Below are 14,593 nucleotides of genomic sequence, written 5' to 3' on the forward strand. Positions count from 1 at the left end.
CAATGAAAAACAATACACTATCGCACATCGAACAATACCCGGTCATCCCCGTTTATTATCACGAAAATCCAGAAACATGCAAAGCAGTAGTTAAAGCTTGTTACGATGGCGGAATCAGGGCATTTGAATTTACCAACAGAGGAGAGCATGCACCCGATAACTTTAAAGCGCTACTTGAATATAGAAATGAACATTTTAAGGATCTTCAACTAGGGATCGGTACGATAAAAACCCTTCAGCAAGCGCAAGCATACCTGGATCTTGGAGCAGATTTCCTGGTTAGTCCAATTGTAAAAGAAGATATTGCCAGACTGGCATCATCTAACAATACATTATGGATTCCCGGCTGTATGACGCCGACTGAAATTAACTTCGCAGAAGAGTTGGGTGCTTCATTAGTAAAGCTTTTTCCTGGAGACACATTAGGTCCGGGATTTCTAAAAGCAATTAAACCACTTTTCCCGAAATTAAAATTTATGCCAACCGGTGGGGTTGATGTAAACAAAGAGAATATTGACCAATGGTTGAGTGCGGGAGTTACAGCTCTTGGTTTCGGATCAAAACTTTTCCTTAAACCTGATGGAGTTTCAGGATACGAATGGCTAACGGAAAATTGCAGGTCACTTATTAAATTAGTAGACAGGCGTAATTAATCCTGTCTACTAATTCATTATTTTTTATTACGCTGATCTTCTTTATCATACAGTTCAATAAGCTTAGTTTGCAACTTAATAACGGTATTTTCTAAATCACTAACTTTTTCCTTTAATTGATCAATTAGTTGCGTTTGCTCATTAACTCCTTCTTCACCAACATCCAGTAATTCCCTTAAAGTTAAATTGTGAACTTCGGCAATCTGATTAATCCTGCTGAAATTTGGATCTGTAATGCTCGTTTCTAATTTTGAATATGCCGGAATTGAAATCTCCAATAAATCAGCCATCGCTTTTTGATTTACTCCACGTTTCTGGCGTAAAATCCTAAATTTCTCCCCTAGTGTTTTCATAACCAATAGTATTTAATATATCCTCCCTATTTTGATTGAAATAAATTTAAGAATTATTAAATAAAATATTGTATTATTAGTATACTTTTTTGAAATAATTTATAAACTCAATTCTAAAAATAGAAAAGGTTTGTATTATCTCTTATTCTGTCTGAAGATAAAAGCAGCTAATATCAATGAAACTGCCAATCCGGAATACCCTGGAAATAAAATGAATAAATAAAGTACACCCGCTACTGCTGCTAGTGTAATAATAAACAATATTCCTTTTAAAGGTGAGTCCATTTTAAATGCCGCTATTATAGCAAATAATAAAAATGTAAGGGCTAGTGCTGTTAAAAACATGTACAAAGATGCGTTTTCAATGTTAAGTTAATATTAACAAAATACAATTTGGAAATATTGTAAATTAAAAAGCCCCTCCTTAAGGGAGAGGCTAATATATATCAAAATAAATATTTACTAATAATCATCATTAAGCGCGAATACCGGCTTTCTGTGCATCCACTTTCCACTTGTGAAATCTGGGAAATCTATCGTCTCGTTACCCATTTCTATAGACTGTTCACTCAATGGCGTGATCGCGCTCCAGGCAGCCGCATCATATACATCCATCGGTGTAGGCAGATTACGCTTTACAGATTCAATGAACGCATGAATTACAAAGAAATCCATACCACCATGACCCGCACCTTCAGCCTCGCTGCCGTATTTTTTCCAAAGTGGATGATCATATTTATCCAACCATTCTTTAGCGGCATCCCACTGGTGTGGCTTACTAACACCTTCTACATAGATACTTTTATTGACATCCATCCACAATCCTTTAGTACCCTGAACCCTAAATCCTAATGAATAAGGTCTTGGTAAATTGGTGTCATGCTGTAAAATAATTGTTTCTCCGTTAGCGCAGTCAATCGTAGTAGTCACTATATCTCCAAGACGGAAGTTTACCTTAGCGTTAGGGTGACTTGCACCGCCTTTCTCTACAATATAGTTATGCAAACCTCTTGATTTTGTAGCGAATGAATTTAATTTAAGAAATCTATTTCCCCTGTTGATGTCAATACAGTTAGCTACGGGACCAATTCCGTGAGTTGGATACAAATCACCATTACGATGTACTGAGTGGTTAGTCCTCCATTTAGCCTCAGAAAAACCTTTCTCATTAAATTCAACACCGCCACCATATGGTTTAACACCGTCATTAAACTTAACTTCTCTAAGGTCATGCTGATATCCACCCTGAAGGTGTAGGATTTCACCGAACAGACCTTGTCTAACCATATTCAAAGCAGCTAAAACGTCTCTTCTATAGCAAACATTTTCTAGCATCATCACATGCGCATCATGCTTTTCAGCTGCCTGAACAACGTCCCAGTGATCTTGCAATGTAATACCTAACATCACTTCGGTCGCTACGTATTTGATGCCCGATTCAATGGATTTAATGATCATTTCTTTATGCCATTCCCATGGAGTAGAAATTAATACAGACTGTAAACCTTTAAGCTCAACCATTTTTTTCCAGGCATAATCATCACCGGTGAAAATTTTCGGCATTGGCTTACCACTTTTGGCGATCATAGCTTTGGCGCTGTCCAGCATTCTTGGCTCTACATCACAAATAGCTACCAGTTCTACATCATTTCTTTTCAACAACAGATTTAAGTGGTTTTGTCCACGTAATCCTACACCAATCATTGCAATTTTTACCTTATCAGCAGTTGTACCCGCAAATAATGGATTTTCCGGCAAAATTGTAACGGCGGCAGCAGTTAAACCTGAGTTTCTAACAAATTCTCTTCTGTTCATAATTATTTTAGTACACTTTATATGTTCTGGTTAGTTAAATTATCATCATTTCTTGTTATAAACAACAATAATTTACCACAAGGTATATACTATATGAGTAACTGATTGCACAAAAATCAAAAAAAAACACGCAAACGTTTGATATTTTTTCGCCTCTATCTTTTTATTATATAATTTGAATACATCGTAACTTTCTAATAATGTATACGATAGAAGTGACATAAAAAAAATCCTGATAACCTGGCAACTATAAATTGGTCGATACAATTACAATTATTTAATGCAAACTTTATACTGAAAAATCCGTTACTTTTAAACTCAGATGTATTTGACGTACAAACAAACGTTTGCGCAGTTTTATACGTATATTGATTATTAAACAATAAAAAAATAGAATTTTGTTAAAATTGTAAGGTTATTCAAAGTTTATTATAATATTTGAGCATAATGTCTGACAAACCAACAACAATAAAGGAAATTGCTAAAATACTTAAGATATCAGTTTCAACTGTATCCAGAGCATTAAATGATCATTCAAGTATTGGGTTAACTACAAAAATGAGGGTTAAAAAACTCGCATCAGAGCTCAATTATGAACCTAATCAAAAAGCGATACAGTTTCTCCATGGTAAATCACTTATCATTGGTGTGATCTTACCCGAACTGTCTGAATCCTTTTTCTCCACTGCGATAAGCGGGATCGAGGACATTGCTTATAAAAGAAATTACACAGTCTTGCTGGCACAATCACATGATGATGCAGAGCGAGAAAAGCTTTTGGTAGAAAAAATGAAAACGCAACGTGTAGATGGTCTCCTTGTTTCGGTATCAAAGACCACAAGTACATACGAGCATTTTGAAATATTTAAGAAACTGAATATCCCCGTTGTATTCTTTGATCGAATCCCCCCTATCAAAGACATACATTATGTCGCTTCCAATCTTGAAACCGGCACATACGAAGCTGTTAACTTTCTCTTAAAAAAAGGCCATCGTACCATCGGTATGATCAACGGTCCAAATACTTTGGTAGCAAGCCATGAAAGAAAAGAAGGTTACATCAAAGCAATGATGTCAAACAGGTTAAAATTTGACCCTTCTTTAATTGTAAGTTGTGATCTTTCTGAAGCTGGCACCATAGAAGTAATGGATACCATGCTCAATCACCGAAGAAAACCTACAGCGATAGTAACCTTCAATGACTATGTTGCACTTTTCGCAATCAGATATACACGCTCACTAGATCTGAAGGGTATAGATTTCGTTAGTTATGCAAATCTTCCTATCATAAATTACATGGATTACACCCCAATTGCTTCTGTAGAGCAATTTCCGTATAAACAAGGTAAAAAGGCCGCCGACATTCTTATAGACCTTATAAATAAACCTAAAAATGAATCAGGTGCTGAACAGGCATATTTCAACATCGTTGTTGAATCTGAACTTGTAATCAGTCATTCAAAATAATTTTGCGCAATCGTTTGCACGATGGTTTAAATATGGAATTCATTACGTTTACGTTAGATAAACAAATTTTAGTAAGCGCATGTTCGAAAATATTTTGCCATTGTATGGTTTGAGTTCAGATAAAACTACTGTTAAGCTATTTGGAGACGGCTTAATTAACCATACCTGGAAAGTAAGTACTGATACCCAAAATTATATTTTACAAAAAGTAAATAACGACGTTTTTAAAACACCTACAGATATTGATGAAAATATCTCTCTAATTAAAGAGTATTTGAATATCAAATACCCGAATTACTTATTTGTATCACCTGTAAATACATTGAGTGGAGAGTCTCTGTTAGATACAGACTTCGGCTATTACAGACTATTTCCTTTTGTTGAGGGTTCTACCTCTCACAATTCACTTACCAATAAGTCAGAGGCCTACGAGGCTGCAAAGCAATTTGGAAAATTCTCTAAAATTCTTGCAGAATTTGATGCTGAGCAGCTAAATATCACCATACCCAATTTCCACAATCTCAAATTAAGGTTTGAGCAATTTGTAGAAGCCTGCAAAAATGCTTCGGCAGATCGATTGGAACTTGCTAAAGAGAGCATTGAATTTATCAATGAAAACAAAAGTATCGTTGATACTTATTGTAAAATTGTAGAAAATAAAGAGATTCCTCTGAGAGTAATTCATCACGATACAAAAATAAACAATGTGCTTTTTGATGAGAAGAATAACGGTTTATGCGTAATAGATCTGGATACTGTTATGCCAGGTTATTTCATCAGTGATGTGGGAGATATGATGAGAACATATCTTGCTGTAGCAAGTGAAGAGGAAACCGACCTTTCAAAGATCAGCATCAGAAAAGAATTTTTCCAGGCTATTTATGACGGCTATATGGAAGAAATGAAAGATGTGCTATCGGAAACTGAAAAACAGTACTTTACTTATGCAGGTAAATTCATAATTTATATGCAGGCTATCAGATTCTTAGCCGACTATCTACAAAATGACACTTATTATGGCGCTAAATATGAAGGCCATAATCTTAACAGGGCTAAAAACCAGATCGCCCTGCTAAAAGAATATAAAAAAATGGAAGGAGAGCTATAGCTCTCCTTTTTTCATTTCATTTACAGCATAATCTACCGCTCTGGCAGCAAATGCCATATAGGTTAACGATGGATTTTGTGTTGAAGTGGAAGTCATGCAAGCCCCGTCAGTTATAAAAACATTTTTACATGCATGAAGCTGATGCCATTTATTCAGCATTGATGTCTTAGGGTCATGTCCCATTCTAACACCTCCCATTTCATGGATATCAAGACCCGGAGCCTGTGAAGCATCATTTACCTCAATATTTTTAAAACCTGCCTCTGTAAACATTTCCGACAACTGCTCAATGTAATCTTTCTTCATCTTGGCATCATTGTCATCATAGTCAATCGCAATTTTTAGTTGCGGAATGCCCCATGGATCTTTTTTATCAGCATCAAGACTCACATAATTGCTTTCCTTAGGAATAGTTTCACCCATCATATGCGAACCCACTTTCCAGGGGCCCGGCTTTTTCGTTAATAGCTGTGACTTCAGATCTGCACCAATCCCGGAAGTATCAGTATCAGCAGTTCTATAGGCTCCAAAACCTGCTGCATATCCCCTCTTAAAGTTAGTCTCCTGTTTTAAGAGATTTCTGAATCGCGGAATATACCCGCCACCGCCAGGGTTCCTTCCATCTGTAGTAAATTCTTTCAATCCATTATACTCAGCATTTATACGCGCACTATAATTGTGAAACGCTACATATTTACCGAGTACACCACTGTCATTCCCCAATCCATTTGGAAAACGTGAAGATTTAGAATTCAACAGGATCAGATTGGTATTAATTGCCGCTGCATTTACAAAAATAACTTTGGCAAAATACTCAGTAACTTCCTTAGTGTTTGTATCTATTACCCTCACACCAGTTGCCTTTCCCAATTTATCATCGTAGATGACAGATTCAACTACGGAAAACGGACGAAGAGTCAAATTCCCAGTCTTTGCTGCCCAGGGTAAGGTAGAAGCATTACTACTGAAGTATCCTCCAAACGGGCAGCCCCGTTGACATAAATTCCTGTTCTGACACTTAACCCTACCCTGGTCAAAATGAATCTGCTTAGGCTGCGACAAGTGGGCACATCTGGCACTGATCACATGCCTGTTGCCATATTTATCTTTCAGGGATTTTTTAAAATAATCTTCAACTGCATTCAAAGGAAACCCCGGAAGAAATTCGCCGTCCGGTAATTCCGGCAAGCCATCACTGTTACCTGATATTCCTGCAAATTTCTCTACATAGCTATACCACGGTGCAATATCCTTATACCTGATCGGCCAGTCGACCGCAAAATCATCTCTTAATGGCCCTTCAAAATCCAGGTCACTCCAACGTTGAGTCTGCCTCGCCCACATAATAGATTTACCACCCACCTGGTACCCACGTATCCAGTCAAATGGCTTTTCCTGAACATAAGGATGTTCATTATCTTTAACAAAAAAGTGCATTGCATCTTCTTTAAATGCATAGCATTTGCTTATCACTGGATTTTCCTTTTTTATAGCTAGAGTAACCTCTCCTCTATGCTCAAATTCATAAGGATATTTATTAGTTGTGGGATAATCAACAATATGTTTTACATCCCTTCCTCTTTCCAGAACAAGCGTTTTCAATCCTTTCTCAGTAAACTCCTTAGCTGCCCAGCCACCACTAATTCCTGAACCAATTACAATTGCATCGTAAGTGTTCTTCTTTACTGCATCAATATTAAGATTCGACATGATTTTTTACTTAGATATTTTTAACAGGAAAATAACCATTATATCTTCCAGGTACCAGTTCCCAGATCACCAGATTACTCATCACATACTTGGAATTCATATAACCGCCAATTGTACGGTCTTTCACCATATTAAAGAAGTTATAGGCATCTCCATTTAATTGCTCTTTTTTTGCATTTGCGTCAATGACAAATTGCTTGCGTTCCCCCTCTTCCAATTTACAAACATATTCCAACCCCTTGCTGAATATCTGCTGGTCTTTTTTTTCATAGCAATCATCTACCATCTTCAAAACAAAGAGATGAAGTTTAAGATCTTTTGCACCGGGTGTATCCGTCTTCGGAATAATCATTTCTGTGATTTCTGCCAGAATATTTTCCTGATCTAAATCTATATCCAGGTTCTTTAATTCGATCGAAGCTTTTCCTGATTCTCTTAAACAAGATGGTAATACCATCATTCCCCCAGCTAAGATCAGTACTTGCTTTATAGCTAAACGTCTTTCCATTATTTAATGTTGCATTGTAAATATATTGATTTTATTCACCAAAATATTTAATTACTATTTCTTACCAAACGTTATTCCCTTCCAGTTATCCGTACGAAACGGTGAAGCAGGCAATCCAGCACCATTAACTAAATTACAATCAGGATTATCTGCCCAAGCATACCTCAGCGCTACCGGTTCGCTTATTTCTGCAGCACTCACCACAACCTGATTGCCCTTAATTACGGCAGTTGCATTTCTAAATTTCTGGTCTTTTCCTGCAATGGTAAATCCCTTAACCGGTGAGCCATCTCTCGTCTTTAAACCCTCATTGACATGATCAAAGCTGATGACAATTTCTTTTCCAGTCTTTACGAAGCTCTTATAGATTGGCCCTGAATAGGCAATCGAAGCTTGTCCATAGGCTTTTGCCAGTGCAGCCAGCGCCAATCTCTTTCCGACATCCAATTTATTTTTAGGGTGGATATCACCTGCTTCCCCTATATCGATGGCCAATGCCATTCCAGTATTGGGAACCTTAAGTGTCTGTAGCTGCGCATCTCTCAATTCAGCCCATTCCGAATCGCCAGGAGCATTTTTTCTCTGCATAAAATTAGCAAGCTGAACATATAAAAAGTAAAGATCTGGGTTATTGAACTGTGTTCTCCAATCCTTAATCAATGCTGGAAAAATGGTGCGATATTGATCTGCCCGGCTTGCGTTGCTTTCCCCCTGATACCAGATAACCCCTTTAAGTTTAACTTTTGTTAAAGGATTTATCATCGCATTGTACAACACAGTAGGTCTATTTGGACCGTTTTGTAACTGAGGAGTAGGTAATTCAGCGAAATTAACTGCTGTTCTGTACTTCCATGTCCCTCCTAATTGTATAATTGAATCTGATGAATTTACAAGCTTTAGACCACCGGCATTTCCATGAACACCGCCATTTCCTCCGGTATCAAATGCTCTTATAGTAATTACATTTTCTCCGTTTTTAATCAACTTAGCCGGTATCTTGTAGGTTCTATTGGTATTCCAACCCTCTGTTCGCCCTACTTCCACACCATTAAACCATACAATATCATTGTCATCAATCTGCTCGAGATGAATAACAACATCATTAGGAGAAAAATCTGAACCAATGTTTATTTTCTTTCGCATCCACACCACTCCATCAAACGAAGGTAATACAGACAACTCCCAAAAGCCGGGAAGTTCTATATTCTTCCAGTTTACATCGTTAAAATCGCTGGCTGCCCAAACCGCTTTATTATCGTAAAAGCCTGCATCTGCACTTTGAACTTTCGTAAACCAATCCTTTTGAGCTTGTGTATAATCCGAAAGTATCTGGTCAGGTGTGCGGTTATCGCTTTGCATCTGCTTTACCACCTGCTGAAATTCGGAGAATTTCTTAAGGGTATTTCCACTGGTCCATGCTTCTGATATGGTACCTCCCCAACTACTTTCGATCAGACCTATCGGAACATTTAATTTCTGATTCAAGTCACGTCCAAAAAAATAGCCTACAGCTGAAAAATCACGTATACTTTGAGGACTGCATACTGCCCAGCCTCCGCCATCAAGCTTTGGCTCAGTCATTGGTACATTACTCGCTGCCATACTCAACCTCAACACCCTGATATTTGGAAAATTTGCAGCATTAATCTCCTGTTCTGCCTGGTTGCCTATCTCTCGCATCGCAAACTGCATATTAGATTGTCCCGAACAGATCCAAACCTCTCCGATAAGTACATTTTTTAAGGTGAGAACCTCACCATCATCAAATGAAATGCTATATGGACCGCCATAAGACGGGGTATTGACCGTGCCTTCAAAATTACCTTCATTGCCTGTTTGCAGACTGTATTTCTGGTTATCCCAGGATGTTGTAATCGTGAGCTTTGTATTTGGTGCAGCTTTCCCCCAAAGATTAACTTTCTCTTTCTGCTGTAACACCATATTGTCAGTAAGGATACTTGGTAATGTTACTTTTGCATTTGCAGCAAAACCCGCTGAGATCAGCAGGATTACTAAATAAACATATCTTTTCATTTCAATCTTATTGAAGTTTATCTTAATTATATACCCATCTCCGGTCTGGCCTATGAAATATTCATCAGTATCAACGCTCTTTTAGTTCACCACCGTAACTTCAAATATAGCGCTGGTCAAAGCCGTCTGTGTAGACACACTTAGTCCTATCTTCTTTAAATAATCTCCGGAATAGGTCTTATCGTTGTCCTGAGATGATGACTTAGCACCATTGTACATGTTTGTCTCAACAACTTTGTATTGCTTCTGTGCATCTAATCCCTGCAATTTAACCTTGTTAAAATCCTCACCATAGCGCACATGTAGATTATAAGCAAATAACAGTGCTTTAGACTTAGCATGATCTACATACATTAATACTGCTCTATTTTGTTCATAAGGAGACACCAGGCGATACATCTCTCCCTTCGTAATCAATTCCTCCAAACGTTTATAATTTTTCACAGCCTCTGTAAAAAAATTCCGTTCTTCCTCTTTCAAATGGTTCAAGTCAATGTCAAAACCTAATTTCCCCATCATTGCGACGTCCGTTCTAAATTTTATGGATTGTTTACCCCATGATGTCACATGGCTGGTCAACGCAAGTGAAGGAAAGAAATTAGAGTATCCCCATTGGATATAAACTCTTTCAAAACCATCTGTATCATCACTCGGCCAAAACTCATTAAAGTACTTTAAAGCTCCATAATCCGTCCTGCCACCACCGCCAGAACAAAGCATCATTGGCAATGAAGGATATTTCTTTCTGATACGTTCCAGCACTTTATATAAGCTTTTGGTGTATTCAATATACATTGCAGACTGATTATCCTTTAAATACGGCGAATAAGCATTCGTCATCATTCGATTACAATCCCATTTGATATAAGCGATACCAGGACTTTTAGTCAACATGCCGTCAACTAGGTCATAAACAAAATCCTGAACTTTAGGATTGATTAAATCCAGAACAAGCTGGTTTCTGTAATAATTCTCATCTTTATTTGGGAGTTTTAATATCCAATCGGGATGTTTCTCATAAAGTTCGCTTTTCGGATTTACCATTTCCGGCTCCAGCCAGATGCCGAATTTTACGCCCTTACTTTCAGCATCCTTGACAAGGGAACTAATTCCATCAGGTAATTTTAGCTTATTTTCCTGCCAGTCTCCCAACCCGGCGTTGTCATTATTTCTTGGATATTTATTGCCAAACCATCCATCATCTAACAGAAAAAGATCCACCCCCAGTTTCTTTGCATCGTCAAACAGGTTTCCCAGCTTTTGCTGATTAAAATCAAAGTAGGTAGCCTCCCAGTTGTTCAATAGAGTCAGTCTTGGCTTATTGCCATCCAATATCCCATAATTTCTGCCCCAGGAATGGAAATTACGACTTGCCTGTCCCTTACCCTTGTTGCTGTAAGTAAAAATAAATTCAGGGGTGGTAAATGACTTTTCTGGCTCCAGTTTATATTCCGACGCAAATGGATTCATCCCGGAAATTATCCTTAATGAATTACGTTCATCCAGCTCAAACAGGAACTTAAAATTTCCTGTCCAGGCAAGTGTCCCCGCTATGAGTTCTCCTGTATTTTCATCAGCAAGCTTATTCAATGATAAAAAGAAAAATGGCGACTGGTACATATTCGCACGTGTACCCAATTTGCTATCTATAATTTTGATTCCACTTGTCAACTGGCTTTCCTGCATTTTAGCCTCTTCTGCCCAGTCTCCATGAAATTGAGTAAGCCAATATTTGTCGGCATCGAAATGAAGCATGGAAGACGCAAAATTGTATAACACTACCGGCTTCTTCTCGTTGTGCTTAATCTCAGTCCAGGTCTTTATGACATCATCCTCATAAAAAGACTGCACATGAAGTACAATAGATATTGGATATTTAGGGTCTTTTAGAGTGATGTTTGTAGTAGTAGTCTTACTATCCCCTTTATCTGATGTCAGTTCGCTGAACCTCAAATCTATGGATGGGTTTCCGTCGGCGTGCAGCACCTTTATGGCCGGTTCAAATAAGTTGCTTGTTCCTGCTCCAACATAAGCCTCATGTCTTGAAGGTCTAAGCAGTGCTGTATCTCCTGAATTTGCTAACTTTTCACCAAGATAAGTCTGGTACAGTTTGCCATCTTTGCCAACAGAAAAAATAAGATTCACATTTTTTGTTCCGATAACAACGTGTTGCCTGACCTGTCCATGGGCGTTTAAATAAATGCCTACCGAAAACAGCAGCATCAAAAAGATAAATAGATTTTTGTTCATTGGGTGATTAATTTGAGCCTGCACTACGCTGTATTAAAAATATAAAATAAAAGGATAAACCACGAAATGAACACCAGTTAGGCCTAATTGGTGCCATTGACCAAAAAATGAACAATCCTGCAGGCATTGCCCTTACTCTTGCTATTTTTCTGATTGCTGATGCTTAGAGTCAGCTCATGTTTACCATTTTTAAGATCACCATCAAAAAGTATCATACCATGGGAGATGTAATGAAGGGCTCTATTGAGTAAATAAATCCACTTGTTTTTCCGGACCATTGTCTATCCTATAGTTTACAATCCCTGCATCGGGCCCAGATAAAATGGCCATGCCAACAGCAGTACCTTTAAATTTTAGCTTCAATACCGCACCTAGAGAAACTGAACTCAATACTGGTACATTTACAAAACCCGCCCTGGTATCAATATGATCTTGCGGATTCCAGTTGTTATCCATTTTCCATCCTTCATTATATTCGGCAAGCTTTATATCAAAATAATCTCCCTCACTAAAATTTTTCGGGCTTAGCGGCTTAGGAAGCTTCGAATGTCGTTTTACCATTACCAGCCTCCTAAATACCTTTTCACTTTCTGCAAACAGTTCTTTTATTGCACTAAAATACAGTTCCTGCCCGAATGGTGACGGGTGCAAATCCTTAAAATCTTTAATCCAGTCAAACTCAGCATTTTTCAGTTTATCCCGCACAGCTTTGGCAAGATTAATAGAGGGCAAACGGTAATGCGCGGCCACCAGCTCATGGTTTGCTACAGATGTAGGTATCTTACCCTCATCATAGGTCCTGGTCTTGCCGGGATCAGCAAATGACATCATGATGATATCTACAGATGGGTTGCTTTTTCTGGCATGTCTGATGATACCTTCCAAAGCTTTAACCTGAACCACACTGTCCGTGCCGTTTGTCTCATCGTTAACAGCCGCTTCTAAAAACAGGAGGTCTATTTTTCCTGAATCAAGAACATCATTTTTCAGTCTGAAAGCATAAGGCAAGCTGCCCAATGATGGTATCCCGGCAGTTATAAACCGGAAATTCGTTTCCGGATAGTGATCTTTTAAATAGTTACAGACTTTGTTTCTCCATCCCTCATTATAAGTTATTGATCCACCTAGAAAAGCTACCGTTGCTTTCTTCTTAATAGTAAATGTATAATAAGAATGGTTTATGCCACCTCTTACATTCACATAATTGTGAAATGGTATAATTTTTACCTGAGCATCGGCATTAAAAGCGATGCTCAGGCTCAAACAAAACAGCAATCTTAATAATTTCATTGTTCAATCTTCAAAGTCCAGGCATATTTACCCGGTAATTCCAGGGGCAAGTTAACTACAGTAGCTCCGTTGTCTTTTTTCCAGGTTAGGGATATAGTTGAACCAAGCAGGTATATTTTTGATCCAGCCTTTGGAGATATGCTTGTAAGTCTAATCTCATTATTTTCTGATTTATTAAAAATCGCATAAACAAGCTTTCCATCCTTACTTTGTGTAAATTTTATGTTTTCTCCCTCTTTATAATTAGCCAAGGCTTTTGTCGCATAGATAGCTTGTTTGTTGATCTTTAGCCAATTACCCATTTCAGTCAGGCGTTCTACACTCGGTTCAGGAATTAATCCCTCTGCAGTCGGACCTACATTCAACAAATAATTTCCCCCTTTAGCAGTCACATCAATCAGGTTGTCTATCAGAACCTGAGCTGATTTCCAATCGTTATCATTTTTTACAAAGCCCCAGTTCTTATTCAGGGTCATGCAGCTTTCCCAATAATCCTGAGATGTCGTTTTAAGAATTTCTTGTTCGGGAGTACCAAAATCGCCGGCAGCATTTTCATATTTACTCATCCCCTGCATTCCGCCCCTTCCTTTGCCTACTCGGTTATTGATAACCAACGATGGTTTTAAATTCCTCAGATAGTTGTACAAATCTTTGCCTTGCTCCTCCGTCCATTCAGGTATCCATTCACCGTCAAACCATAAAATTGAGGGATTGTATTTCTTGATCAACTCAGCCAATTGCGGCTTTAAATACTCCTCCCGATATTTGGCAAAATCTGGCTTTTCTGTTGACTGATGGCGGTAATCTTTGGATTTGGCATCCGGCTGATGCCAGTCCATTATCGAATGGTACAACCCAAACTGAATTCCTTCCGCTTTACTGGCTTCTGCAAGTTCCTTTAAAATATCTCTTTTAAAGGGCGTGGCATCCATAATGTCATAATTAGTCACTTTACTATCCCATATACTAAAGCCGTCATGGTGCTTAGAAGTAATCACAATATATTTTGCACCTGCGTTTTTAGCTATCCTAACCCATTCTCTTGCATTAAATTTCTGTGGATTGAATTGCTTAGCAAATTTTTCGTACTCAGATACCGGTATTTTATGGGTTTCCATAATCCATTCCGCACCTCCGCCTTTTCCATTATATTCACCCGCCGGTACCGCATACAAACCCCAATGAATAAACATACCAAAGGTAGCGTCATCCCACCATTGCATGCGTTTTGTTTTGTTAGGTTTACTTTCCCGTAAATAGTTCTTTTGGGCAAAAACACCAGTGCTCAAGATGAGCAACCCAGCAAACAATAGATTTATTTTTCTCATACTTTCCAGATTTCATTTGGTTATAACAAAGAAAGTAATAAACAGAATTCTTAATTCTATTTTACTGTCATTTCATT

Annotated in this window: 12 protein-coding genes; 3 read left to right on the forward strand and 9 right to left on the reverse strand. The window is 38.0% G+C overall.

The features are described from left to right. Positions 1-2: 2 nt before the first annotated feature. Positions 3-653 (forward strand): beta/alpha barrel domain-containing protein, encoded by a 651-nt coding sequence (locus FA047_RS05605; protein ID WP_136834973.1) that lies wholly within the window; start codon positions 3-5, stop codon positions 651-653. A 17-nt stretch (positions 654-670) separates the two neighbouring features. Here FA047_RS05605 and FA047_RS05610 read toward each other — a convergent pair whose 3' ends face one another. Next, a complete protein-coding gene (locus tag FA047_RS05610) occupies positions 671-1,006 on the reverse strand; it encodes a helix-turn-helix domain-containing protein (protein WP_136834974.1) in 336 nt (111 codons plus the stop codon). Positions 1,007-1,468: 462 nt separating this feature from the next. Next, entirely contained in the window at positions 1,469-2,821 is a 1,353-nt protein-coding gene (locus tag FA047_RS05615; RefSeq protein WP_136834975.1) for a Gfo/Idh/MocA family protein, read from the reverse strand. Between the two features lie 447 nt (positions 2,822-3,268). On the opposite strand from FA047_RS05615, the gene FA047_RS05620 reads away from it, so the two are divergent. Together FA047_RS05620 and FA047_RS05625 are read left to right on the forward strand one after the other, a co-directional pair. Next, positions 3,269-4,288, forward strand: coding sequence for a LacI family DNA-binding transcriptional regulator (locus tag FA047_RS05620; protein WP_169304320.1), 1,020 nt, complete (start codon positions 3,269-3,271; stop codon positions 4,286-4,288). A 79-nt stretch (positions 4,289-4,367) separates the two neighbouring features. Continuing rightward, on the forward strand, positions 4,368-5,396 hold the full coding sequence (locus tag FA047_RS05625; RefSeq protein ID WP_136834976.1) for a phosphotransferase enzyme family protein: 1,029 nt from the start codon (positions 4,368-4,370) through the stop codon (positions 5,394-5,396). Here FA047_RS05625 and FA047_RS05630 read toward each other — a convergent pair. The 7 genes from FA047_RS05630 to FA047_RS05655 form a co-directional block, all read right to left on the reverse strand. Beyond that, a complete protein-coding gene (locus FA047_RS05630; protein WP_136834977.1) occupies positions 5,391-7,106 on the reverse strand; it encodes a GMC oxidoreductase in 1,716 nt (571 codons plus the stop codon). The two genes, FA047_RS05625 and FA047_RS05630, sit on opposite strands and share 6 nt — an antisense overlap. Before the next feature lie 10 nt (positions 7,107-7,116). Further along, complete coding sequence (locus FA047_RS05635) at positions 7,117-7,614, reverse strand: gluconate 2-dehydrogenase subunit 3 family protein (RefSeq protein ID WP_136834978.1); 498 nt, start codon at positions 7,612-7,614, stop codon at positions 7,117-7,119. Positions 7,615-7,668: 54 nt separating this feature from the next. Then, positions 7,669-9,648, reverse strand: coding sequence for a sialate O-acetylesterase (locus tag FA047_RS05640; RefSeq protein WP_136834979.1), 1,980 nt, complete (start codon positions 9,646-9,648; stop codon positions 7,669-7,671). Positions 9,649-9,729: 81 nt separating this feature from the next. Further along, positions 9,730-11,898: an alpha-galactosidase gene (locus tag FA047_RS05645; protein WP_136834980.1), complete on the reverse strand. Its 2,169-nt coding sequence runs from the start codon at positions 11,896-11,898 to the stop codon at positions 9,730-9,732. A gap of 83 nt (positions 11,899-11,981) precedes the next feature. After that, complete coding sequence (locus FA047_RS20990; protein WP_262709969.1) at positions 11,982-12,113, reverse strand: hypothetical protein; 132 nt, start codon at positions 12,111-12,113, stop codon at positions 11,982-11,984. A gap of 25 nt (positions 12,114-12,138) precedes the next feature. Next, positions 12,139-13,188 (reverse strand): SGNH/GDSL hydrolase family protein, encoded by a 1,050-nt coding sequence (locus FA047_RS05650; protein ID WP_136834981.1) that lies wholly within the window; start codon positions 13,186-13,188, stop codon positions 12,139-12,141. Further along, positions 13,185-14,516 (reverse strand): alpha-L-fucosidase, encoded by a 1,332-nt coding sequence (locus tag FA047_RS05655; RefSeq protein WP_136834982.1) that lies wholly within the window; start codon positions 14,514-14,516, stop codon positions 13,185-13,187. Before FA047_RS05655 ends, FA047_RS05650 begins: the two co-directional genes overlap by 4 nt. Positions 14,517-14,593: the final 77 nt, after the last annotated feature.

The organism is Pedobacter frigoris (assembly GCF_005116445.1).
GTDB classification, from domain to species: domain Bacteria; phylum Bacteroidota; class Bacteroidia; order Sphingobacteriales; family Sphingobacteriaceae; genus Pedobacter; species Pedobacter frigoris.